Genomic DNA, 23,369 nt, shown 5'->3' on the forward strand with positions numbered 1-23,369 from the left:
TCGTCTCCTAACCCTTAGCGCTGTTTTTAGCATCTAATATTATTGCCCATTGTGCTACTAAATGGTCTGAGATACTAGGTCAACATGTACAGTTCTTCCTCGGAGTAAGCTCTACCTTAAGCACCTCCATGGAGTAAGCATCAACAACTATCATTTTCCCCTTAGCTACTTCGCCGATACCCGTAACAAGTTTTATGAGCTCCGTTGCAGCTATTGATCCAACAATTCCGACTACGGAGCCAAGTGCCGGGATTTGTTGCTGCGGCGTCCGAAGCTTTGGCGGAAGCAAACAACGCAGACAAGATGTTTCACTAGGAACTATCACTGTGACCTGGCCCTGGAAACCATATATCCCGGCATGGACATATGGCTTCCCGAGCCTATAGGCAGCTTCGTCTATAATGAACCTGGTCTCCCAGTTATCGAGTCCGTCAATGACTATGTCAACGCCTCTTAGCAGTTCCTCTACATTCTCTCTAGTAATCTCCGCAGTTATTGCCTCTACTTCGACATTAGGGTTCAGCTTTTTTAGCTTCTCTGCAGCCGAGAGCGGCTTAGCCTTCCCGATGTCATCTGTCCAGTGAAGTATTTGCCTGTTAAGATTGCTCGGCTCAACAACATCCTTGTCAACAAGCACTATTTTTCCAACACCTGCCGCTGCAAGGTATATCGCCTCAATCGATCCGAGACCACCCACACCGGCCACAAGTACCTTCGTATTGCGGAGCTTTCTCTGCCCCTCCTCACCAAGTAATGGCAATTGCCTTGAATATCTCTTTAACTCATATGAAGCTAAGCCTTCTACATTAGTCGTCGAGCTCATAAACTATGCCCCACTAGGGCCGAGGTATTCAGAGCTAAAAATCTACTATCGTATTTTCTTACATGGGACTACTTCCCGGACTATGAGGCTCGGTCAGATCGTCGTGAGGTCTTCATAGCCGATTCTCACGGCTCTGACTGGGACGGCGTCTTCACCCCGGTACAGTGTCTAAGAAACTGCTATGTAGTTAATAGGTTCTAAACCTCTAATAGTTAGGCGTAGCATCCCGGTGTGGAAAATGAAAAAGACTCTCCTAAAAACGGCGTATGAGAAGGGTAGTGCTGTAGCAATACTTCCTGTCGGATCCGTAGAGAATCACGGTATCCTACCTCTCGGAACGGACACACTAATAGCCGAGTGCATAACCAATAAGGCTCTAGAAAAGGCTTCATGTGACGTAGAAGCTTTGCCCGTTATCCCCTACAGCGTTTCACTGGAACATGCTAAGCCAAGGGCTACTTCATCGCCTCAGACGTTCATAACATATCTTGTTGAGATAGTAGAGTCCTTACTTGAGTACACGAACGCTGTAATTATTGCTGTATTCCATGGCGGAGCGTATCCTGCTGCTTATCTGGCCGCACGAGCGCTTCGGTCAAAGGGCTTCAAGGTTACATCATTTAATGCTTGGAGGACGGTTGAGTCCTATATTGGCTCAAAATACGATATAGAAAGCGGAATAATTCACGCAGACGCTGTGGAGGCAAGTCTGCTGCTGGCATGCGGGCATCGCGTAGGGATTAAGGAGGCCTCTATAGAAGAGGTCATAGACTCTCTTAGAGCTAAGCCTGGTAAGCGCGTTGAGCTAGAACCGTGGATCTATAGTGATCTCGGATACATATATCCAAAAACCCCCGTGCCAGCCTCCAAGGAGTTTGGAGAAGAACTACTGGAGCTATTAGCCAGCGAGCTTGCTGACAAGGCTTGTAAACTCGTTGGGCAATAGGCCGCGGCTCTGGTAAGAAGAGAGCCGTTTTACAAGGGTAATAAGCGGATCAAGGCTCCATTCAATTTCGGGTATAGCTGCTACAACCGCTCCGTGCTCTAGTACCTCGTAGCCCGGCTGATAAAGCCCAAGGAGCTTTACGCACGAAATCGTTGCTGCACGAATAATTGCATCAGCTATCTTCCGGCTTTTGCCCCGTGACACGCTGTGAGTATAGGTATAGGTGAAGCTCATCTCTTCGTGCACAAAGGGGGTTATCCAAGCAGCGTTATCAGTGCCTAGACCTACTAACGTTTCTCCAATAATTTCGTCAAGCACGTTTAGATTTGGCACACGTCCGACATGGTATAGGTTTGACCTTGGACAGAAAACTAGGCTTATCTTGTTCCTAGCTAGCTCTTTGAGCTCTTCTATAGAGAGCATTGTCAAGTGTACAGCAACAATGTTTTTCAGTCTTAATGCCATCTTATAGTCTAGACCGGCGTATAGTTCCTCCGTCTCAGATATATGAACGTGTACATGAGCATTACGCCTTCTAGCTTCTTCGACTAGAGATCTTAGCTCCTCCTCACTTAGATCAAAGATAGTGTCAAGTCCGATTCCATCATATTTTCTTAGGAGAGAAAGATAGGCGTTGTGTGATTTTTGGAGAGGTTGAGCTAGGAGCCTTACACGTATACCCGTCTTGGTGAAAATGTTAAGCAGGATCTGTGACCCGGTATCGCCTAGCTCGCTATACGCTCCTAGGTATAGTATGCCGCGCCTTCTTAGTTCCTCCGCAAGCTTCGCAACACGCTGTTCTATGACACGCACACCTAGTTTCTGTAGCTCGGTGTATTTTAGCCCAGAGGGAAGGGCGACTAGTTCTTCAAGCTTCTTATCCTCGCCTATCTCGGGTATGGAGTAGTCAAGCACGTGTATGTGTGCATTGCAGAGGCCTGGAAGTACAATGTATGGCATATGCTGTGCTCCTGGAGGACAACCAGGAGTAAAACCGATAACCTCGTCGTCGCTTATCTGTATGCAAGGTCTTTTTACAACTTCTACGTGGTCATCAGTGAGTATAAAAGCGTAGAGTAGTTCTAGGTGCAATGCCGTATCACGGATTACTCTATGAATATTGTTTCTCCGTTAAACTTTGCCTCATCCAGTGCTTTCAATCGTCTTGCAAGCTTTATTGCTGCCTCAACAGCTCGTCTCGCATAATCATCTACGCGCTCTAGAGCTTGCATACGGTTCATACCGGGTCCCGATATTCCGAGCGTGACCGGCTTACCATATTTCTCAGCAAGGTCAACAAGCTTCCTAGCTACTTGGTGAGCTATTACTTCGTCGTGCTTCGTCGCTCCCTTTATTATTGCTCCTAGAGCAACAACCGCATCCACATCATCCTTCTTGAGCATCTTCTCAACTAGCAATGGTATATCGTAGGCTCCGGGCGCTTTAGCCACATACGTCACTACCGCGCCGAGGAATTTTGCATGGCTTATAGCTCTTTGCATCATCAAGTAAGTAACATCATAGTTGAACTCGGAGACCACGATTCCGAGTCGTATCTGGTCGCTCATCTCTACTCACGCCCGTTAGAGGGGACATAAGCCGCAACTTAATATAGTAATCACGTGGCTGCTGCTAATCTTTGTTTTAACTAAACTGATTGACGTTGAGCCGACGTCTCTACGGCATTATGGGGCCAGCGTCCGGTCTGCCCTGTCTTCGCCCAGTCCCGGCCCTCCTGGTTAATTCTTCTGGATTACGTAGCAGCAGGTAGAGGTTCTCAGCGTGCTTAGATGCCCTGTCTCTAGCTATCTCGAATAGAGTTTCTTCGTCGTCCGATTCATCCTCGTGAACAGTGACATCAATTATGTGCCTCCCTAGCTCGAGCTGCACCATCTGAACAGCCAAGGAATATACAGCGTAACTTATCTTGTCAGTAAGACTGGAGCCTACCCAACCGAGCACCATGCCAGCGTCACAGTTTTCTTGCATCATTAGCCTCTTTATCGCTACCGGTATATCCTTTATACCTGGTACTGTTACGCGAACTATTTCCGCGTCGGGCATAAGATTTTGAAGGGTTTCTATAGCATAACGCGCCATGTCAACTCTTGCAAAGGTTGTATCTACAATACAGATCTTCACCAAGCTTCTCTACCTCACTGATAATCTCACTACCCTCTACTACAACAGTGCCGAGTTCTTCTGCAACTTTTCGGGCTTTTTCAACACTTAGCGCTGTACCCTTGTCAAGCATCTCAACAATAACCGCTGATGGTGAGAGACCGGCTAGCATTGCCAAGTGGAGGGATAGCTCTGAATGGCCTTTTCGCTCTTTTAGGCTACGACCAAGCAATATGGGTACGTGACCCGGTGCCACGAAGTTTTCTACAAAGTATTTTCGAGCCTCACTGATATTTCCTTTCGTTATTAGCTCGAGCACATTGTGGAGTTCTCTAATTGTTATTGCTCTATCATTGTCGCGGATACCCGTCTTTGCCTTTAGGCTGTTAACCCATACCGAGAAAGCTGGTTTATCGCCATACCCGAGCGTGCGCCTGGTGAGTGGCGCAAGCTCAGGGAAGGCAGCATATATTTCATATGCGTATCGGAGACCTATTAGTGAGCCAGCACGTAGGGGCATGACGTAGCATATTAGCCCGCCCGCCCTCGTCCTCATCTCGTAAATCGTGTCAGCAGTTACTGCTGATGCGTGTATAGCGTAGTCTACCTCGTCTTCGCGACCATAGTCATCATGTATTAGTACTGGTTTACCCTTTGCAAAGAGTTCTATTGCTTTCTCGATTGTCTTGTTCATGGCTGCGTCACCGCGCAGCTGTAATCGTACAAGAATTGTGGCGGATGACCGGCTCCTTAAAACCTGAACTATTTCTGAGCTTTCTGTTTGTCATTAATTATTTTGCGAAGCTTCTCAGACAGACAGTACTCTATGGGGCTTCGTTCGAGGAGTGGTTTACAACATGTATCCAGTACCTTTAACCCTATGTGTACACAGTTGCCACAAGGACATTTCTCAACACATTGGAGCTTTAATTGCGGCCCTTCACGCGTTGTCGGAAATCCCTTCATAGCTGGGTCGTGGAAGAAGCTTGTACCCGCGCCAAAAACATATGGCGTTATAGTTGTCCGGATTTCATCGACTACCCTACTAGCTATGAGGCTATAGTTAAGCCGCCCCCCGCCTTCAACCAGTATACTTTTAATTCCATATTGCTCGGCAAGTACCCTAAGAGCTTCTTTCATGTCAACAACGCCATCTTTGCCGACAACGTGTACTTTTGCCCCAGCTTTTTCTAGCTGCCTTATTTTCTCAGCATTATCTGAGCCAGTTAACACTATGACTTGTGGGCCGGGTTCTCGGAAAAGCCGCAGCCCCTTATGCACCCTAAGGGTGCCATCAACGACCACTCTATAATATTTCTCCGTTTTGGGCAGCAAGCGTTTACGAAGAGAGGGGTCATCTATGAGAGCGGTTGACGCACCTATCATTACTGCTTCAACGGCTCCTCGTAGCAAGCGTAGCCGTGTAAGATCATAGTGACAGCTTAGCTCGCTGAAGCCTGTAGCAGAGGCCAGTCTGCCATCAACGGTTATCGTTGAGAATATTATTACGTATGGTCTTTTCATCGCGTACGCCTCCTAAGCTAAGGGTTCTTCAGGTTGCTTCTTGTATAGCTTTTTTAGCTCTCTTTATGGTGCCTGTAGTCCTCACGGGTATAATGATTGCTTTTTGCTGACCTATCCTCCTCACAAGCCCCATTGCCGCGAGTACAACGTACTTCGTATCATGGGTACAGCGCACAATGCCTGCTGCTTTTTCGGGGTCATAGTAAACTAGCTGAACTCCTCCAAGAGCAACAGCAATTTGTCCTCCCAGTCTCTCAACGGCTCTTAGTATGGCTTTCTCAACATCCTGTGGCGAGGGAGGCTCCGAGCCCTCATATGCTACGTAGAATGCTATGTAGCGACGTCTACGCTTTGCTCTGAGCTTGCGCAGAAATTCCTCCGCTTCAAGGCTTTGGAGTGCCGCGAAAGCTGCGCGTGCAACTAGTTTATTCCACCTAGAGATACGTGTAAGTGTTTTCTCTAATTCAGCCACGTACTTCTCGAGTATTCTAAGCCTTCTTGATACAATGTATGAATAAATTGAGGCAAATACCGAAACAGCTGCAAGAGCCGCTACCAATAGCCATTGATACATTTCTTACACCCTTGGCTTCTTCGAGAAGACTATAGAGGCCGGGTATCCTGTCACAGCTAGTTTTGCAATATTCTCTGGAAGCCCAAAAGACACTAAGAGGGCGCGCATGCTTGCATAGTGCCATATTTCCCACTTGCTACGCGCACCGCTTGTCACTACTAGGCGTGCCTCGTAGGCTGCAGCCCTTCTCGATATTATCATGAGCCCCCTCATCGTTCTTCGTGGATCATCTCCGTACAGAACTGGGCGAAGGCATACTTCTACTCCGCTGCCCCCTTCTCTGAGCAGATAGGCCTGGCTCTTATCCATGTACCTTGCCATTCCTGGCGGGAGATATACTAGTGCTACTCGTGGATCACGTGCAGCGTAACGGGCTACTTCCGCGTTCCTAGGCTTCACAATAATTAGGTCGTGAGTAAGTACAGCTCTTCGTATATTTTTCAAGGCCTTCTGCCATTTCTCTGCCTCAATGGTTATCCTTGTATACGTCTCAAGGCCTGCTTCTCGAAACGGCTTAGCCAGCTCAGAGGCCTTACGAGGATCCGGGTTATCTATAGCAACACAGCTAAATCCCATAGAGTGTAGCTCGTTAGCTATTTCGTAGGCGTCTCGGAGACTTCTTGGAGCTACATGGAGGTCGCATATCTTCAATCTAGTAGCCCCACTTCTTGAAGAATTTTCATTGCTTTGCCGAGTTTAGGGGCACCACGCAACTGTATAACTACATGGACAACATCATCGCCATCGTGAAGACGGATTTCACCTCTGTAGGCGTCTTGTTTACTAAAGCGCAGAAAGAGGCGGCCACTCTTCTCGTCATAGCGTGACTCTACTATCATTGTTAGGATCTTCTTGTCTTGTTCATTAAGCATTGAAGCGAATTCCTTCACGAATTCTTCTGCATCTTTTCCGTCAAGCCGGGCAACGATGCGGGTAATAGGATTATTGTAGTGGCCCTCTAGAACCGTCTTCTCGATTCTAAGCCTTGGTCGAAGCTTCTCCGGCACGATATTGAGTAATGCCTGCTCGACTCTGGCAGGATCCTCGGTTGCGTGTGCATGTGCAGCTATTTCAACTCTGACTATTTTTGTAAACGCCATGCTTGCAGCCTCGTTGCCAAAGTCTAACACTGTTAAAGCGTAAACACGGCTTCAAAACCGAGAATAATAAGTAATGGAGTATGATAACAAATTGCGATGACTCGTATTGCGGCTATTATAAAACCCTATCATATGTTCAAAATTTTAGAATTTTTGTAAACTAGATTACTGGAGGTCTCCTTTGTGGTACTTTTCTCGTATCTCGTCTGGAGCTATAAGGCGTGCACCACGATGGGCCTCGTGGCGCTTCTTAAGCTCTCTTTCCTTCTGTTTCTTCTTCCACTTATGCTTGTGTGTCCCTTTAAGCCCGCGTGTCTTGCGGAGACCGCGCATTTTCTTGCCAGCACTTGTAAGGCCTCTGAAGACTCTACCGCGGTGCTGTTTCTCGCATATCCATTTCAAGTCCTTATCCCTACAAATTGCTGGATGATTTCTATCAACTAGTATCACTTCGTACCACTTGTACTCTCCGTCTTCAGCAACATAGTAGCTGTTCAGTACCTCCATGTTTGGGTACTTGCGCGCTGCTCGCTCTTCCGCAATAAGCCTTGTAGACTTTGCTGGAGCGTAGCCATATACGCCCATTCTTTTTGGCCTTCTACCCTTGTTCGGCCTTGGTCTATTGAGGCCTCCCTTCCTTACGCGGACTCTTACTACAATTATTCCTTGTTTTGCCTTGTATCCTAGGCTCCTTGCCCTATCCAGGCGTGTTGGTTTGTCTATCCTTACTACGCTTGGCTGCCTTCTCCACTCCATGAGCCTCTTTTTCCAGAGCTGCGCAAGCTCTGGTATTTCTTCACGCTGCTTCCACGTTTCACGTAAATAATGATAAAGCCCGTGAGCCAATAGCGTTCTCCCCGCCCATACTACTGCTTGGTTTCGTACCCTAGTGCTAGCGATATCCCTCCCCCTTTAAAACACTACACGCGATACCCTTGCGTCGACATATACAGACCACAGCAATTGTAATAGGTCTTTTAGGAAACCGGTATGTATGGTGTGAAAAGGCAGCGTATGATGTATTGCCCGCATTACCGATGGCTGGCAGTTCTTCTGCACCGATGAGGAGAGAGTGCGCCCCGGCTGATGTCTTCCTCATGCCCTATGTGCTGCTGCCGCGACCACCTTTATAACATCATTGTCTTGGAGAACATAGTCTTCGCCTACACGAGTTTTTGTCTTCGCATTTATAGCGTATAGGAAGGTCTTCCCGAGATCAGTGTGTATCATGTATGCAAGTTCTCTTGCAGTTGTTCCACGGGGCACAAGATATGCATCTGGCAATACTCTTCCACGGCTATCAGTGAAGCGGTTTACGTCTTCAACCGGGTAGACTACTATCATGTCAAGCAGCTCGAAGAACGTTTTATTGAGTACTTGTTGAACACCGGTTGAGCCCCATTTCTTTAGCACGTTTTCACGAATATATTCAAGGGCTTTTAGCTGTTGTTGCGAAAGTTTATCTTCTTGCAATACCTCGAAATCACTATCGCCTGGAAGATATTTTATTAAACCTGCCCTCGCAGCTCTTCGCAGCGCAAGTTCAGCTGCCGCACTTGTGGGGACAACAGGGTATGGAAGCTCTTTCTGCATTCTCCTTATATTTTCTTCAGCAGATGGAAGATCTGCCTTATTGGCTGCTATTAGCATTGGCTTTGCTAGTCTTAGCCCCTTTGCAAATTCTCTCAAATCCTCGCGGCTCCAGCTAGATATCGGCTTGGCTACTAGGCCAGCATAGCTCAGAGCTTTCTCAACATGATATCTGCGTATACTTAGCCCACTTAGCCGCTGAGTTAGTGCCTCAACTATATTCTGGCCAGTAGTAGAAACTTTCATTGCGAAACGGTCCCAATCATTAAGCAGTATGTTGAAAATCCATTCCTCGATCTCTGTTTCGAGCCACCTAACCTCGTCTACTGGGTCATAGCTACCAGGGGGTACCGGGTTACCGAGCGCATCCGTTGAGCCAGAGGCGTCTACAACAAGTATTATAGCATCGGCCCTCCTTATTGAGTCAAGGAACTTATTGCCTAGCCCTTTGCCTTCGTGCGCGCCAGGTATTAGACCTGGTGTGTCAACTATCTTCACTGGTATGAAGCGCCAACCATCGACACAATATCCAGAAGCCGGGTCACAACGAGGCAATCCTAGTTCTACGTGGACGCATCTCTTTCTAACATATCCTATACCGGTGTGAGGCTCTAGAGTAACGAATGGCCTATTCCCGAGCTCTACTGATGCAAGTGTTGCCGCGGCAAAGAAGGTTGATTTACCAACATTTGTCTTACCGACGAGTCCTGCTTGTCTTTCTGGAGGAGGCATTGCTACACCCCTAGTCTTACCTGTTCTACATCCGTTACAGACTCTTTGTCGATTACAGTTAATAAGGAGTAGTAGAGAAGACTGTACTGTGTACTCTTCTAGTGCTAAAGGGAATTAATTGCTTCTTCGTGGCGAAAAATGCTTACAGGAGGAAAACTTCTTTGCATAGAAAGCGTGTTTTCGCTTAATAATCTCCTACTATTTCATCGTCCGAGAAGAAGACCTTGTATTCACGCTCAAATGACTCTTTGCTATCACTAGCGTGTATTACGTTTGCACCTATGTCTAAGGCGAAGTCTCCTCGTATTGTGCCTGGAGGAGCCTGCCTTCCATCAGTAGGCCCAATCATTAGACGGACAACATCTATTGCACTATCGCCTTCAAGTATCATTGCCACAACTGGTCCACTTGTAACAAAGTTAACCAGCTCTTCGAAGAACGGTTTCCCTCTATGTACTTCATATAGTTTCTCTGCTTCCTCGCGGCTGAGCCACTTCATTTTCAAAGCCTTTATCTTAAAGCCCTTTCTTTCGAAGCGTGAAATTATCTCTCCTACGAGCCCCCTCTTCACTCCATCAGGTTTTATCATTACAAATGTCTTCTCCACTGCCAAGGTTTGCTCCCTCGTATCTCCAGCCGTCACCTTTTTGCCTCTATCCTAAAAGCCTATTGCCTTTGAAGGCGAGATGCAAGGATTAGCGATGGCCTCTAGGTTTAATTGTTTCGCTCAGCCCGGATAATGACAAGGGGTATGCATACTTGCTCGTAGGCGTAATTGGCTTAGGGAGAATGGGCACAGCACTGGCTAAGCGCCTCCGAAGTAAGGACTTTGATATAATAGTATGGAATAGAAGTAGAGAGAAGGCCGAGAAACTAGTCAAGGAGATAGGTGGAGAAGTTGCTTCTTCTCCAAGAGATGTTGCAGAGAGAGCGGACTATACGCACATAATTGTGAGCGATGATGTGGCGTTGTTCGACGTTACCATGGGGCCAGGCGGTGTTCTTGAAGCAGTGTCACCTACTGTGCTCGTCAACCATGTTACGTGTACGATAAGGGCCTCGATTACTCTTGCAGAGAAGGCTAAAACCAAAGCCTTTCCCTACGTAGAGGCACCAATAATTGGAGGACCATCCGTACTCGAGAAAGGAGATGCAATAATACTCTGCAGCGGAGACGAGAGCCACTGTGGCGCTGAAAGCATAGCTGCACTCGGCGACGTCATTTATCTTGGGAGCCCGCCTCGCGCGCTCGCAGCTAAACTAGGATTCAATCACATAATTCTCGGTATTGTATCATCTCTTGCTGACGCATTTGGACTAGTCGAGGCTCACGGAATAGCATGGGAGAACTTCGTCAACCTCGTCCTCTCAAAGACGTGGCTTAAGAGCGTTGTAGATAGGTATGGTGAAAGGTTTAAGCTTAGAGGGAAGTCGAGCTTTGCAGCGCGCCTAGCTGCAAAAGACGCGCTTTACGTTGCCAACGCTCTTGTCGAGAAAGGCCTTGATTCAAGCCTTGCGGCCGCTGTGGCAAACCACTACGCAGCTATGGTGCGCGAAGGATACGCCGAAGAAGACTATCCCGCAGTGGCAGAATTCTTTGCTAAATACGGGAGAGAGCTAAGGAAGAAGCCTAGAGACTAGACAAGGTAACGGGTATCTTGGCCTCGGGGAGCCTACTGGGAGCCGCTGCTATACTTGTTACAACTTTTTCTTGGAGCTTAGCACCAGTGTTCGTGAGCCGGGCAACACAAAGGCTTCCTTCGCTAGACCCTCTGCTCTTTAATGCTGCGCGCATGGTGTTTGCACTACTAATACTGGTCCCTTCGGCGACCCTGATCGAGGACTTTCCCTATGTACCCTGGCTTGACATGAGATTTGAGGCGGGGGTTTGGATTGGTGGAGTTCTTAGCACTTTAGTAGGAGATACACTGTTTGTTTACAGCGTTAGTATAATTGGTGCAAGCAGGGCACTCCCGATATCGTATTTGTTCATCATTTGGAGCGCTATCTACGACTACGTTACAGGGGCTATTGGCGTACGTGCTCTTTTTTCAGCGTTGCTAGCCTTCACTGCAGTATGGCTTGTATCGCGCAGCATAAGAAAGGAAAACGTAAACCGGGAGAGCGGAGCTTACCGGGCAGTAATGGCTGCTGTTGCTACTTCTCTTATCTGGGCTGTAAGCCTCTATGCTTACAAATATGCTACGGAGATCAGCGGAGAACTCAGCATAGCAGCAGCTCGCTCCATAGCAACGGTAGTTGTGCTTGCGCCACTTCTTCCACGTATAAGAACTATCGCCAAGGTTATTGATGATACGTTTATGAGCTCGTTCTTCGGCTATGTCTTGGGAACAATAAGCTTTCTTGTAGCTCTACGACTGCTTCCTGCAAGTATTGTGGGGATAGGCATGGCGTTGACCCCGCTGTTAACGCAGCTACTGTCGGTCATTATAGCACATGAGAAGCTTAGCAAGGACGTGCTTATAGGAGGTATACTGATAGCCCTGGCTATAGGGCTTATCAAAACATATGCATAGAACGACGAAAATACGTAGAAAGCCGCCACGCCTTAAGCAGGAAAGACTCGCTGAGGGCTAAGTGGTTGCAAAGTTCCTAGCGGCGTAGCGCAGTATACCGTTTAGTCCACTTGAGCTTTCTAGGATCTCGCTTCATCTTCCAGAGCTTGAAGCACTTGCTGCTACAGAACCATAGCGTTGTGCCATCGTTTTTCACGTACATTAGGCCAGTGCCTGGCTCGATTTCTTTACCACAATATGCACACGTGTGTACTATGGGCATGGCTTATTACCTCCTTCTACCTAGTTTCCTAGCCTCACGCTCCGTCTCGCGCAGTATAACTATGTCGCCCAGCCTTACTGGACCGAGCACGTTTCTAGTGAGCACTCTACCCCTATCTCTTCCCTCGAGGACTCTCACTCTAACCTGTATTACCTCTCCATGTACCCCAGTACGACCAATTATCTGTATCACTTCCGCAGGGAAGCCTATCTCCTCTATTATGTTGAACTCCTTGCGCTCCTCGCCCTTTGCGCTCAAAGCGTACCCCGGACAACTCGATACGTACTGGGGCCTTTAAGAAGCTCTCTACTATAGTGGCCAAGAGGGGGATATCGGTGCTGGATGTCGCCGGAGCGCTTCTGGATGCATATAGGTTGTCAGCGCTTAAAGGACTTGTAAAAGACCCCAGAAAAGCCCTTGCGGTTATGTACGCACACAAGATTTGCAGCAATCTAGATGGGTGCAGGGCAGAAATAGCGTTACCGGTAACGCTCTACACGATAATAGCCATAGGTAAGGAACATATTGAGATTAGCGATAAACTTCCCAAACATATTCAACAACACATAGAAAGAGCACTACGCGAAGTAGAAGACGCCGCAGTACGTGCACCCACCTCAATTTATGCCCAGGTAGCACTCGACGCCGATGCACTCTCGAGAATAGGAGCGCTATCACTAGTACTTAGGAAGATACAAATGCAAGACATATCCACATTCCTTGGATTCATGGCCGAGGCCCTTAGCTATGCTTATGCATCAGATTACATACTCTATACTAAGCCTGCTCGCCAGATGATCCAGATCCTTAAGCCACACACAATTGCTTATGCAAAGTGGCTCATTGAAGAATTAAGTCTTATCGGGATAACAGCCACCATAAAGGCTGACAGAACTCCCGAAGGCCTTGTAGCTTACATAGACCTCATACAGTGCCTCAATGAGCGTAGCTTTAAGTTGGCAACACTAAAACCGTCAAGGAATTGCACTAGGTATATTGTTGAGTATGAATGCAGATTACTTGGAAACAAGATACAATATGAGATCTGTGTACCGGAATCAACGAGAACGAGGTAACTTGTTCGAAAGAGTAGATATGGTGCCGTATAAGTGTTAAAAAGAGCATAGTCGAGTAGCTTCGCTTTTAAGAGGGCTGCGTAGCATCTTAGCTTGTAGCTGCTTTTGTCTTTAGCTCGTTAACCGCCTTAATTATCTCGTCTACGAGGTCCTTTGCCTCTCCCGGGTCTATGATGCAGGCGCTTGCAGCTGCAACCTCTATACCGGCTGCTTCGCCTAGCCTCTTCTTGCTTGGGACGTAGACGTAAGGTACCTTCTTTTCCTCGCAGAGGAGTGGTAGATGCGCAACAATCTCTGGCGGGTCAACATCCTCTGCTATGAGAACTAGCTTTGCTAGGCCTCTTTCTACGCACTTCGTTGTCTCATTTGTACCCTTCTTTATCTTACCCGTTTTTCTCGCTATTTCAAGTGCTTTGTATGCTTTTTCGGCTAGTTCTTCTGGTACCTCGAATCTCACGTAGAAGGGCTTACTCATGGCTCATCCTCCTCCCGGGGCCGGTCGTCGCCCCTAGCTAGGGACTAGGCATGTGAATAGGGGTTTAGAAAACTAGCGCCAATACGTGCTCGGCTAGGCATGCGAATAGATTGCAACTATTTTTCTAACGTTATTATTGTCGTCTACTTCGACGGAATCTATGCGGGCAAATCCTATCCTCACGAACTGTACTACCTCGCCCACACGTATAGTCTTTATAGCCTCTTCTGCTACGCCCTTGCGATACTCTATGTCGAGACCCTCTGGAACCATAAGCAGCAGCGATATGTTATTCTCACTTGGAACCCATTGAATTATTGGGGCTCCGTACTTTCTTGCCTCGTCAACGCTGAGACTATGGAACCGTGCACGCAGTGGGGTCTTCTCTGCCTCAACAACCTCTATGTTAAACGCCTCCATGAGTCTTACTATCTTGCTATTTCTCACTAGTTTCAGGTCGTCGCTTGATATGTAGATGGTCGTTGTTGGGCCTTTTACCTTGATTGGCCTTGAGCCTAGCTTACCGTTTGGATGAAACGGTATATTGAATTCCTTTTCGCTCCACGGTAGACCCTCAACAAGTAGTGGCACTGGATTAATTACTGCCATTATTCTCTTAGTGTGGTTATCTATTATTGACCTGTTTATCGCCGCAAGGTTTGCGAAACTTATGCTCGCATCAGTATACTTTACGCCAACTTCTAGTATGATTTGCCTTATTGCTTCGGGGCTGAAGCCTCTACGGCGTAGACCGGCTATTGTAGCGAACCTGGGATCGTCAAATCCGCTTGCTGCACCAGCTTCATAGAGCTTCTTGAGAGTAGACTTGCTCATTATGAAGCCTTCGAGTTTGAGCCTACCGAAGTGGACAACGTCAGGGTACTTCCAGCCCAGACAGTTATATACGTATTTTTGCTTCTCCGTATTCTGCATATGCTCCTTAGCTCTGAGTATATGGGTCACACCCATAAGATGGTCGTCGACGCCTGCAGCGAGATTATATGTAGGCCAGACAGTGTACTTGTCGCCAACGATTGGATGCGGATATAGCTCCGGATTTATTATTCTAAAGGCAACCCAGTCACGAATGCTTGGGTCAGGATGACGTGGATCAGTTTTTATGCGTAATACGGCCTGGCCTTCATCGAAATATCCTTGAAGCATTTTGTCCCAAAGCTCCAGGTTTTCTTCGGGAGACCGTAGGCGTGGAGGATACTTTTCTAGAAGGCCTTTGTTCCTGTACTTTCTGAACTCCTCGCTGGGCTTATCATCTACATATGCACAGCCTCGTTCGAGAAGCTTTCTAGCAATATCGTAGTAAATAGACATTCTAAGGCTTTGGATGTATTCCTCATCCCATTTTAGGCCTAGCCACTTAAGATCCTCCCTTATTGCTTCATATGCTTCAGGAAGAGGAGTCTTTGTGCGTGGATCTGTATCTTCGAAGCGCAGAATGAAACGTCCCTTGTACATTACTTTGTACTCGTAGCTTAATATAGCGGGACGCGCGTTTCCAAGATGTATTGCGAAATCTGGATTCGGGGCAAAACGTGTAACAACTTTGCCTTCAACGGCTCCTGGCAAAGGTGGCAATGTCTTCTCTTTTTCCTCCCTTGATTTTCGCCTTTCTAGAACCCAGCTGTACTTTTCCTCAAGAAGCCTCTTCTGTTCATCGATTGATAGCGAATTTATCTCTTTAACTATCTCAGCCACTATCCTCGCTATCTCCTTGGCGTGTCTCCGCAGCTCCGGCTTTTCGGCAATAATCTTCCCCATTACGGGGCCTACGGCTGCTTTCCCCGAGTGCTCAACAGCGTTTAGTAAAGCGTATGCTTTTGCAAGCTCTCGTACCTGTTCAACGTCGTACTCTGATATACTTCACCACCTCCCTGGGTGACACAAAGACTATGTTCTTTTCATATGTTCCCTCGGGAGCAGAGTAAATGTAAACCACTATGCCTTCAACATGGGTCTTTATGCGCCTCATCTCGTGCTTGCCTGTCAATACGAAGCCTATCGTGTCCCATTTCTTCAGTTTTTCTCCCTCACAGACCTCTATAGAAGCCCTTATTCCTTCAACTGGGATAGGCTCTATAGGTGCATCCTTTGGTACAAATACTCCCTTGTCGTAGCCAGGTGGAAGCAAAACAACGAAGCCTTTTTTGACACGTTTTTCCACAAGGTCTATGAAGTCGATGGCTGAGCCATATATTATCTTGCCGAAACAATGTTGTTCTTTGCTACATTCTCTTACTACTTTAGCCTCCATTTCATTAGTTAACATGAGGTACTCAGTAGACTCAACTCCTTCAACGTAGAGTCGCGGAATATGGTATGGGTGTTTCTCGCAATAGCTTGTGTTCAAGGCCTGCTTCCTTGCGGCTTTCCTTATTTTGTTCTCTGTGCGGCGAAACGTGCTAGGTCAATAAGTATCTTCTTTGCATCGTTATCGGGCAGCACACTTAGAGCACTTATCGCTTTCTCGGCATACTCATTAGCAAGTTTTTCTGCATACTCTATTGCTCCACTTTTATGTATCAGGTTTGCAGCCTCTTCGAGCTCTTCTCTATTTGCTTGCCTATTTCCGAGTACCGACATTAGCTTTTCTTTCTCCTCGCCCTCCAGCTGCGATAGCGCATATATGATCACTATTGTCTTCTTTCCTTCACGTATATCGCTATAAACGGGTTTCCCTATTTCCTCCTCCTTGCCGGCAACACCGAGAATGTCGTCCCTGATCTGGAAGGCTATTCCAAGGTTCCTGCCATATAATGAGAGGCTGGAGAGAATCGATTCGTCACTAGTTGCGACTAAGCCTCCAAGTACTGCCGAGGCCTCGAAAAGTGCACCAGTCTTCTTGTATATCATCTGGAAATAGTCATCTATGTCAACGTCCTCAAGCTCCTCGAACATCATATCCATTGCTTGGCCTTCAGCTATTACCGCTGCTGCATGAGCAAGTGTTCTTAGAGCCCTTGTTATACGGTTATGTGGTATACCCTTACTCTCCGCGTCACTAAGTACTTCGAAGGCCTTCGCAAACAAGAGGTCGCCAGCAGTTATCGCCATAGCTTCGCCCCATAGCTCGTGAACCGTGGGGACACCCCGACGGAACTTGTCCTTATCCATGATATCATCATGGATTAGTGTAAAGTTGTGAACAAGCTCTACTGCAGCAGCAAAGGGTAGCGCCTTTTCAGCTACCTCGCCGAGAGCTTCGGTCACGGCAACTACTATTGCAGGTCTAAGCCGCTTGCCCCCTGCACGAATTAAGTGAAGAGCGGCATTATAGAGGTCATCAGGCTTGCCTTGAACTCTTGCATAGATATAGCCATCAACGAGTCCAGCTACCCTTTCGAGGTATTTTGCTATGTGCTCCGGGAGTTTCATAAACATGCACCTCTACAAGGGATTAACATAAGCTGCCACTTTCTTACCTAGCTAGGCACATTTTTCTCCAGGCTCGGTTAGTATACGAGTAGCTTCAAAGTATAACTCTCTATCTACGCCCCTCTCACGTAGGATCTCGAGAAGCCTAGGCCCAAGTATTACAGGCTTCTTACGTAGAGACGCGATATTATTGGATCCAGTGAGGAAGAGGGCTGCACGTATTTCGGTGATAAAGCGTTTAATAAGGGCCTTTATCGCATCAGAGCCTCCAACACTGTATGACCTTATTACTGGTAGCGCTATCCCCGCGATATCAGCCCCTATAGCTACTGCCTTTGCAGCATCGAGTCCGCTTCTTATTCCACCGCTTGCTATGATGCATGCATCTGGTGCGGCCCAGCGGGCCTCTATTACTGCTTGTGCCGTCGAGACACCCCAATCAGCAAATGTTGATGCAGCCTCGGCAAGAACTCGCTCGTTCTTTATTTGTGCACGATGCATTTCGACTTTTATCCAGCTTGTCCCACCAGCGCCTGATACGTCAAAGAACCTTATACCTATTGTTCTCAGCGAATAGACGACGTCGTAGTTAAGACCTTGGCCTGTTTCCTTAATTATTAAGGGCTTGCCTAGCGAGTCCACAGCTTCGGCTAGTTTTTCTATAACCCCTTGGTAATTTACGTCGCCTTCTGGCTGGAATGCTTCTTGGCCGGCATTTAGGTGGATTGCTATTGCGTCTGCATCTATCATTTCAATTGCCTTTCTTAGCTCGCTAACACTATATCCCTTAGCTAGTTGGGGTGCACCAATATTGGCTATGAGAGGAATATGCGGGCCACACTTTCTAGCAATACTAAAAGTGTATGCAAGCTCCGGATGCTCTATGGCTGCACGTTGACTCCCCACACCCATTGCAAGTCCAAGCTCCTCTGCCGCCTCTGCAATGGCGCAATTTATTTCTGCAGCTACGTCGTGCCCACCAGTCATCCCAGTTATCATTAAAGGCGCACTAAGCCTATATCCCAAGAATTGTACATCAGTTCTCACATCGTTCATATCTATTTCGGGTAGAGCATTATGAAGCAGCTCTACTTCCTCGAACAAAGTTGACTTAGATTTATGCTCAACATCATTGTCAAGCACTATTCTGATGTGATCAAGTTTTCTGAGAGGAGTTAGCCCCATGTTTTTTCTACCTCAGGGCGTTATTCGAGTACCGTAAGTTCTACCCTCAGCTAGGGCCCGGAGACTACCTTCCCTGTGTCCATTGATAATCCAGACTTCTTGAATATTGCTACACCAGTTTTCATGTATGGCGGCTAGTTTGCGTTTTATGCCACCTGTGACGTCTATAGCTGTGCTACCGCTAGCAGATACATAAATGTCGCGAATGTCGTTTAGAGACAATGTCTCTATGACTCTGCCTTCATCGTCTAATATACCGTCTACATCTGTTACATATATGACTTTGCTTGCACCTAGTGAACATGCCAGCTCCATGGCCAGCTCGTCTCCTGATACAATGCACCATCCCTCACCGTTATCACAAGGATAGATATCGCCATACGTTAAAGGAGTAATTCCTTTTTGGAAGGCTCTTAACGCGTGTCGCCAGTCACAATTTGGGTTAAGATTTCTCGGCATACACATTGCATGAGGAGGAAATATTGTTGTAAGTACTCCACTTGACGCGAGAATGTCCGAAACTAGTAATGCTAGTTCTAGCATAGCATTGGAAACAACGTGTATCATATCGCGGGCATCAGCGTTATTTTCCTTCTCGATCGCTACTGCATAGTGGCCGTAACTGCCGCCGCCGATAACTATACCGACTCCTATATCTTTGACTGCAAGGTCGGCTATTTCGTTGCCTATACGCTTGATTAGATCTACATTAGGCGTAAATGGTTTATTTTTGTAAGTTATAATGCTGCCACCGAGCTTTATAACGTAAATGTTACGGGGTCGCCTAGTTTCGAGTCCTTCTTGCATATTGCATATACCCTCTGAAGTGATGGTGTCCATTTACAGCCCGGATCGGGAAGTGATGCGCCGTAGAGCATGTAGTAGGCTGCATTCTCTATTCTTATATTAAGCTCGACTTCTTGGAAAATGTTGTCGGGTTCTTGGAGTTCTCTAATAATATTTGCTGTCTCGATTACGTTTACACCGAGTAGCCTCGTGATAGCTGAGGCTAGAGGGTCTTGAATATTCTGAGATAAGTCCTCGCCTATGTCCTCCTCGCCGACGAGCTCTAGTACTAGTTCCCTCTTGGTATCTAATACTATGGGTTCCTCCCCCTTCCTATAGATGATGCTTTTTCCACGAATCATTGCCGTCCTCAATGCATCAATGAAGTCAAGGCCTATTCCGGCCTCTTGATCTATGTCGCTTGCTGCTTGGAGAATTTCATCAGCAGAGAGTTCATAGCCGCCGGTTTCTGAGACAGCTTGGATTATTGCCAATGTTGCAGCGGCGTAGATTGAAGATGCTGGTGGGTAAGAGGTTTTGCTGACACGGGCTTCTATCTCGATGTAGAGGGGCTGCTCAAGCCTGGTAGAAACTTCGTCTATAAACGACTTAAGTGCGATTTCGTAGCGCCATCCGAGCTGTAATCCTTTTATGACTGCCCTTGAAGCCTTATCTTCTTCTCCTAACCCCACTCGGAGCAAGATATCCGCATCGTTGCTTACAAGGACTATGTATGGATTATTCCTATTTGGCAGCGGGACTCCGAAGAAAACTATTGCTAGAGGCGATGTATATTCAAACATATCTATTGCGTCATTAGGCATATGCTTCACCTCAGAGGCCCATATTACACTATTATAATTGAAGCATAGCCTACCACTCCCAGATCGCCGCCAGCAATGTCTCCGCTAGTAGCATATCCGAGTACCTTAGCCTCGCTAGCCCCTATGAGCTTTGAGTAATACATTGAAACACCTAGCGGCCCCGTTCCACATATGGGGGCAGCTTCCTCCTCAACAACCCTATAGAGGTCATTAGGGCTCAGAGACACTATAGTATTAATTATCTTTAAATCGATCCTATGCGCATTTTCATTATCAAGATAGTGGCTTAAATCGGATGTTGATATCAATACAATATCTCTGTTAACGTTTTTTGCGGCTTCATAAATAGCTGATGCAACAATCTCTGCCGCTTCTTGAGACTGCTCATACATGACTATAGGTACTATTCTAAAGTTATTGCCAAACATGTACTGGAGGAACGGGAGCTGAACCTCTATACTATGCTCGAACAAGTGTGCCTTCTCATCTACGTATTCCTCGCCTAAGAGCTTTTGAAGTTCTTCAACGAACTCCTTATCTATGTCTACGCTACCTAGAGGAGTAACCCATTTACCAGCAGGGAAAATAGCAATTGGGGCGCCGAGTCCGGTATGATTAGGGCCCACTATGACATAAGTTTGAGCTGGCCCGTCTAACGCGAGCTGATAGTAAACATGTGCAGCGATAGGTCCACTATACATCAGACCCGAGTGCGGTGTTATTGCTGCTTTTATCCTTGGTTTTCGCCTCTTTGCTTCTCTTTGTGGAAGGTCCTTTGGTCCGTAAGGGTGCAGGAAGGCCCATTTAATCTGGTCGACTAACAAGTCCTTGTTTTCTTCGTAAAATATGCCTGCAACCGCGGGTCTACGAACTAGCTGTTTCTTCGCCAATTATATCGCCCGATTCGTTGCAAGCACTAGCCGATACGTGGGAAACAATTATAGAAACATGTTTTGCATCCGTGAACATATTGTGCTTCAAGTACCAAGTTAGTTATATTATCCGGCTCCACGGAAGCATGTGAAAATTGTATTAGTTAGGTTATTTTTATCTAAAAGTTGGGTTTTGCTTAGTGTCTCCTAGGTCTAAACTCGAAAGCCTCTGGAGGCTCTGGTAGATCTTGATCTGGCCTTAGTTTTCCTTGTTCGCGTAGAATTTCCCTTGTTAGTACCCAGTATGTTAAGGCAAGGCTTCTCCTACCCTTATTGTTGACCGGGATTACTAAGTCAATGTTGTCGATTCTGTTATCGGTGTCTGCAAGGGCTACGACTGGTATACCCATCCTGGCAGCCTCGTCTACCGCTTGGCTGTCAGCCCTCGGATCACTTACAACTATTACGTCTGGCTCGAGATACCATTCAAGGCTTGGGTTTGTGAATGTACCGGGCATTATTCTGCCAAGGACAGTCTTGCAGCCAACATATGTGCAGAATTTCTGCACAGGTTTTTGCGCATACTGTCTTACGGCTACAGCAACTATTTTTTGCGGCTCGAATCTTGATAGGAACTTTGCCGCTATTCGAAGTCTTTCGTCAGTCTTTCGTATATCGAGTATGTAGAGGCCGTCTGGTCTTACTCTATAGACGAAGCGCCTCATGTAAGCAGTGCAGATATGGGTACCTATGTGCATACCCGATGATAAATATCTCTCAAGCGGTAGTAGCAGCTCTATCGATTCCCTTGTCTGCTCCGCACTCATAGCCTCGCATCCCCTCTGCGAGAACATGCAACCGGGTCTAAATATGCATGATGCCCGACTCGCCCCAACGCAAAACAAGTACAACAATCGTGGAAGCAAAGGAAGCTAAGAATATGAGTGAGGGAAGTAGAATGCTGAAAGAATATAACGACAAAACATGGAATAGTTGAAGAAGGGCAACGAGAGGTTACTTAGAGTATTCTTTTGAAGCGACGTACCTCATATATTGCCGGCACATGAGCAAGCAAAGTCTTTCTGCAACAATATCTTTTCACACCAAGTTCGTCAAGGACTTTTTCTGGGTCCTCCCCATTTTTTACTCTTCTATAAAATTCCTCCCAGTATTGTGCTAGCGGTGCACCACACGTGAAACAACGTATTGGAATTATCAAGCCTGTATCACCTGTAGCTTTTTTGCCAACGTCTTCTAGCACTCCTGCGCATTGGCTTCTCTGGCTCTGTCTGCCTGGGGTCGCCCGATAACATTGATCTATCATACTCCTCATATATCTTGCGGAGCGCTTCACTACCAGTATACGCTACAAGCCCACGCGCAATTGCCATTCGTACCGCATCTGCTTGGCTCATATACCCGCCGCCGCGAACAGTTACACGAATATCGACACTGTTTGCTATATCCTCGCCCGCTAATAGGAGGGGCTCTATCATCTTCCACCTGGCCATTTCTATAGGCCATAGCTCTACCGGCACACCGTTTATCCATACGCGTCCCTTGCCGGGCTTGATCACTGCCCTGGCTATGCTTGTCTTACGCCTACCAGAAGCTACGACTATTCTCACCGGCTTCTCGGTTTGGAGATATGCCCCTAGCAGCCGAGGCCTTACTGCTTCGCTGCTCATTGCTTGCTAAGCACCCCCTTCCAGCCGAGCTTCTGAGCAAGTTCTCCGACACGTATAAACTTGTGTCCCAGCTTCCGGGCATCAGCGAACTCGAACTTTGTGAATTCTTTGCCCTGGAGCTCCTTGGGCACACCAATGTATACTTTGAGTCTACGTAGGGCTTCTCTACCCTTTTGCTTCTCTTTAGGAAGCATGCCTGCAACGGCCTTTCTTAGTATGAATATTGGCGAGCGTGGTCTGTGGGGGCCCCACTTATATGGATTTACGTGGACCTTTAGTTCCCACCATATTCTGTAACTCCTAAATACTCTTAGAGGGTCACCGCTTATGACTGCATTTTCGGCATTTACTACATAGACTCTGTAGCCTTCAAGCAACTTCTTTGCTACTGCAGCTGCAAGCCTTCCCAGCACCTGGTCCGATGCATCAATGTAGAGTACTCTTTCAGGAGGTCTAGGAGCTTCCACTTTGACGCTCATGGTTTTCACCAACTCATATTATGATTTTAATATTACTTCCACGCGGGTTCTCCTCTATGAGCTTAAGTACGTGAATAACACGGCCGCCAGCACTTGTTATCTTCCTTACGGCTTCCTCACTGAATGCTACCGCCGCGACGGTCACAGGATGATCTAAAGTCCCAGCGCCCAATACTTTGCCCGGAACAACTACTGTGTCACCGGGCTTCGTGTAGCGATTTATCTTGCTTATGTTCACCTCAATGCGCAATCTTCGTGGCCTATCAAGTAGCTCAGCAACGTATCGCCAGATAGGTGCCTTATACTTATTTGCAGCGCTTCTCAGCTTTCTGAGCGTCATCCTCAATACTATATTCGTTGGCCCCGTTCTCTTGACGGCTTGCAT

Annotated in this window: 31 protein-coding genes; 4 read left to right on the forward strand and 27 right to left on the reverse strand. The window is 47.1% G+C overall.

All coding sequences use genetic code 11. From position 1 onward, the window contains the following. Positions 1 to 79 precede the first annotated feature (79 nt). Positions 80 to 823 carry a HesA/MoeB/ThiF family protein gene (locus tag SBG41_RS09325; RefSeq protein WP_317895274.1) on the reverse strand — a complete coding sequence of 248 codons (744 nt, stop codon included), beginning with the start codon at positions 821 to 823 and terminating at the stop codon, positions 80 to 82. Positions 824 to 1,061: 238 nt separating this feature from the next. Here SBG41_RS09325 and SBG41_RS09330 point away from each other — a divergent pair, with 238 nt between their 5' ends. Continuing rightward, on the forward strand, positions 1,062 to 1,769 hold the full coding sequence (locus tag SBG41_RS09330; protein ID WP_317895275.1) for a creatininase family protein: 708 nt from the start codon (positions 1,062 to 1,064) through the stop codon (positions 1,767 to 1,769). Here SBG41_RS09330 and SBG41_RS09335 read toward each other — a convergent pair. From SBG41_RS09335 to ndk, 11 genes are all read right to left on the reverse strand, one after another. Beyond that, complete coding sequence (locus SBG41_RS09335) at positions 1,722 to 2,861, reverse strand: amidohydrolase family protein (protein ID WP_317895276.1); 1,140 nt, start codon at positions 2,859 to 2,861, stop codon at positions 1,722 to 1,724. The two genes, SBG41_RS09330 and SBG41_RS09335, sit on opposite strands and share 48 nt — an antisense overlap. 14 nt (positions 2,862 to 2,875) lie before the next feature. Continuing rightward, positions 2,876 to 3,337 carry a 6,7-dimethyl-8-ribityllumazine synthase gene (gene ribH, locus SBG41_RS09340; protein WP_317895277.1) on the reverse strand — a complete coding sequence of 154 codons (462 nt, stop codon included), beginning with the start codon at positions 3,335 to 3,337 and terminating at the stop codon, positions 2,876 to 2,878. A gap of 109 nt (positions 3,338 to 3,446) precedes the next feature. Further along, positions 3,447 to 3,911 (reverse strand): riboflavin synthase, encoded by a 465-nt coding sequence (gene ribC, locus SBG41_RS09345; protein WP_317896519.1) that lies wholly within the window; start codon positions 3,909 to 3,911, stop codon positions 3,447 to 3,449. Continuing rightward, positions 3,871 to 4,584 (reverse strand): 3,4-dihydroxy-2-butanone-4-phosphate synthase, encoded by a 714-nt coding sequence (locus SBG41_RS09350; RefSeq protein ID WP_317895278.1) that lies wholly within the window; start codon positions 4,582 to 4,584, stop codon positions 3,871 to 3,873. Before SBG41_RS09350 ends, ribC begins: the two co-directional genes overlap by 41 nt. 68 nt (positions 4,585 to 4,652) lie before the next feature. Then, the gene (locus SBG41_RS09355) at positions 4,653 to 5,414 is read right to left on the reverse strand and encodes a dihydrofolate reductase family protein (protein ID WP_317895279.1); all 762 of its coding nucleotides are present in this window, start codon (positions 5,412 to 5,414) and stop codon (positions 4,653 to 4,655) included. 28 nt (positions 5,415 to 5,442) lie between these two features. Next, entirely contained in the window at positions 5,443 to 5,988 is a 546-nt protein-coding gene (locus tag SBG41_RS09360) for an Rpp14/Pop5 family protein (RefSeq protein WP_317895280.1), read from the reverse strand. A 3-nt stretch (positions 5,989 to 5,991) separates the two neighbouring features. Then, positions 5,992 to 6,639 carry an RNase P subunit p30 family protein gene (locus tag SBG41_RS09365; protein ID WP_317895281.1) on the reverse strand — a complete coding sequence of 216 codons (648 nt, stop codon included), beginning with the start codon at positions 6,637 to 6,639 and terminating at the stop codon, positions 5,992 to 5,994. After that, positions 6,636 to 7,088, reverse strand: coding sequence for an RNA-binding domain-containing protein (locus SBG41_RS09370; RefSeq protein ID WP_317895282.1), 453 nt, complete (start codon positions 7,086 to 7,088; stop codon positions 6,636 to 6,638). The genes SBG41_RS09365 and SBG41_RS09370 overlap by 4 nt, the downstream gene beginning before the upstream one ends. Before the next feature lie 165 nt (positions 7,089 to 7,253). Then, complete coding sequence (locus SBG41_RS09375) at positions 7,254 to 7,934, reverse strand: 50S ribosomal protein L15e (RefSeq protein ID WP_317895283.1); 681 nt, start codon at positions 7,932 to 7,934, stop codon at positions 7,254 to 7,256. A gap of 249 nt (positions 7,935 to 8,183) precedes the next feature. Then, positions 8,184 to 9,410 (reverse strand): redox-regulated ATPase YchF, encoded by a 1,227-nt coding sequence (locus SBG41_RS09380; RefSeq protein ID WP_317895284.1) that lies wholly within the window; start codon positions 9,408 to 9,410, stop codon positions 8,184 to 8,186. Between the two features lie 184 nt (positions 9,411 to 9,594). Then, positions 9,595 to 10,023, reverse strand: a complete 429-nt coding sequence (gene ndk / locus SBG41_RS09385; RefSeq protein ID WP_317895285.1) for a nucleoside-diphosphate kinase — start codon at positions 10,021 to 10,023, stop codon at positions 9,595 to 9,597. Between the two features lie 146 nt (positions 10,024 to 10,169). Between ndk and SBG41_RS09390 the strand changes: the two genes are divergently transcribed. Both SBG41_RS09390 and SBG41_RS09395 read left to right on the forward strand, forming a co-directional pair. Continuing rightward, entirely contained in the window at positions 10,170 to 11,051 is an 882-nt protein-coding gene (locus tag SBG41_RS09390) for an NAD(P)-dependent oxidoreductase (protein WP_317895286.1), read from the forward strand. 17 nt (positions 11,052 to 11,068) lie between these two features. After that, entirely contained in the window at positions 11,069 to 11,947 is an 879-nt protein-coding gene (locus tag SBG41_RS09395; RefSeq protein WP_317895287.1) for a DMT family transporter, read from the forward strand. 76 nt (positions 11,948 to 12,023) lie between these two features. Here the strand turns inward: SBG41_RS09395 and SBG41_RS09400 are convergent, their stop codons facing one another. Continuing rightward, complete coding sequence (locus SBG41_RS09400; RefSeq protein WP_317895288.1) at positions 12,024 to 12,209, reverse strand: 50S ribosomal protein L24e; 186 nt, start codon at positions 12,207 to 12,209, stop codon at positions 12,024 to 12,026. Positions 12,210 to 12,215: 6 nt separating this feature from the next. Continuing rightward, positions 12,216 to 12,467 carry a 30S ribosomal protein S28e gene (locus tag SBG41_RS09405; protein WP_317895289.1) on the reverse strand — a complete coding sequence of 84 codons (252 nt, stop codon included), beginning with the start codon at positions 12,465 to 12,467 and terminating at the stop codon, positions 12,216 to 12,218. A gap of 77 nt (positions 12,468 to 12,544) precedes the next feature. Here SBG41_RS09405 and SBG41_RS09410 point away from each other — a divergent pair, with 77 nt between their 5' ends. After that, on the forward strand, positions 12,545 to 13,285 hold the full coding sequence (locus SBG41_RS09410) for a hypothetical protein (protein WP_317895290.1): 741 nt from the start codon (positions 12,545 to 12,547) through the stop codon (positions 13,283 to 13,285). 88 nt (positions 13,286 to 13,373) lie between these two features. Here the strand turns inward: SBG41_RS09410 and rpl7ae are convergent, their stop codons facing one another. From rpl7ae to SBG41_RS09475, 13 genes are all read right to left on the reverse strand, one after another. After that, positions 13,374 to 13,760, reverse strand: coding sequence for a 50S ribosomal protein L7Ae (rpl7ae, locus tag SBG41_RS09415; protein WP_317895291.1), 387 nt, complete (start codon positions 13,758 to 13,760; stop codon positions 13,374 to 13,376). A gap of 93 nt (positions 13,761 to 13,853) precedes the next feature. After that, the gene (locus SBG41_RS09420) at positions 13,854 to 15,635 is read right to left on the reverse strand and encodes a glutamate--tRNA ligase (RefSeq protein ID WP_317896520.1); all 1,782 of its coding nucleotides are present in this window, start codon (positions 15,633 to 15,635) and stop codon (positions 13,854 to 13,856) included. Next, positions 15,616 to 16,125: a DUF2118 domain-containing protein gene (locus tag SBG41_RS09425; RefSeq protein WP_317895292.1), complete on the reverse strand. Its 510-nt coding sequence runs from the start codon at positions 16,123 to 16,125 to the stop codon at positions 15,616 to 15,618. Before SBG41_RS09425 ends, SBG41_RS09420 begins: the two co-directional genes overlap by 20 nt. Before the next feature lie 23 nt (positions 16,126 to 16,148). Continuing rightward, positions 16,149 to 17,150, reverse strand: coding sequence for a polyprenyl synthetase family protein (locus SBG41_RS09430; RefSeq protein ID WP_317895293.1), 1,002 nt, complete (start codon positions 17,148 to 17,150; stop codon positions 16,149 to 16,151). Positions 17,151 to 17,201: 51 nt separating this feature from the next. Continuing rightward, the gene (gene fni, locus SBG41_RS09435; protein WP_317895294.1) at positions 17,202 to 18,335 is read right to left on the reverse strand and encodes a type 2 isopentenyl-diphosphate Delta-isomerase; all 1,134 of its coding nucleotides are present in this window, start codon (positions 18,333 to 18,335) and stop codon (positions 17,202 to 17,204) included. Positions 18,336 to 18,347: 12 nt separating this feature from the next. Beyond that, positions 18,348 to 19,142 (reverse strand): isopentenyl phosphate kinase, encoded by a 795-nt coding sequence (locus SBG41_RS09440; RefSeq protein WP_317895295.1) that lies wholly within the window; start codon positions 19,140 to 19,142, stop codon positions 18,348 to 18,350. After that, positions 19,094 to 19,945, reverse strand: a complete 852-nt coding sequence (locus SBG41_RS09445; protein WP_317895296.1) for a hypothetical protein — start codon at positions 19,943 to 19,945, stop codon at positions 19,094 to 19,096. The genes SBG41_RS09440 and SBG41_RS09445 overlap by 49 nt, the downstream gene beginning before the upstream one ends. A 23-nt stretch (positions 19,946 to 19,968) precedes the next feature. Then, on the reverse strand, positions 19,969 to 20,835 hold the full coding sequence (gene amrB / locus SBG41_RS09450; RefSeq protein WP_317895297.1) for an AmmeMemoRadiSam system protein B: 867 nt from the start codon (positions 20,833 to 20,835) through the stop codon (positions 19,969 to 19,971). 179 nt (positions 20,836 to 21,014) lie between these two features. Then, positions 21,015 to 21,644, reverse strand: coding sequence for a 30S ribosomal protein S2 (gene rpsB / locus SBG41_RS09455; RefSeq protein WP_317895298.1), 630 nt, complete (start codon positions 21,642 to 21,644; stop codon positions 21,015 to 21,017). A gap of 191 nt (positions 21,645 to 21,835) precedes the next feature. Next, on the reverse strand, positions 21,836 to 22,036 hold the full coding sequence (locus tag SBG41_RS09460) for a DNA-directed RNA polymerase subunit N (protein WP_317895299.1): 201 nt from the start codon (positions 22,034 to 22,036) through the stop codon (positions 21,836 to 21,838). A 7-nt stretch (positions 22,037 to 22,043) separates the two neighbouring features. Then, positions 22,044 to 22,505: a 30S ribosomal protein S9 gene (locus SBG41_RS09465; protein WP_317895300.1), complete on the reverse strand. Its 462-nt coding sequence runs from the start codon at positions 22,503 to 22,505 to the stop codon at positions 22,044 to 22,046. Next, positions 22,502 to 22,984 (reverse strand): 50S ribosomal protein L13, encoded by a 483-nt coding sequence (locus SBG41_RS09470; protein WP_317895301.1) that lies wholly within the window; start codon positions 22,982 to 22,984, stop codon positions 22,502 to 22,504. Before SBG41_RS09470 ends, SBG41_RS09465 begins: the two co-directional genes overlap by 4 nt. A 13-nt stretch (positions 22,985 to 22,997) precedes the next feature. Continuing rightward, a complete protein-coding gene (locus tag SBG41_RS09475) occupies positions 22,998 to 23,369 on the reverse strand; it encodes a 50S ribosomal protein L18e (RefSeq protein ID WP_317895302.1) in 372 nt (123 codons plus the stop codon).

Source organism: Pyrofollis japonicus, from assembly GCF_033097485.1.
Classification (GTDB): Archaea; Thermoproteota; Thermoprotei_A; order Sulfolobales; family Pyrodictiaceae; genus Pyrofollis; species Pyrofollis japonicus.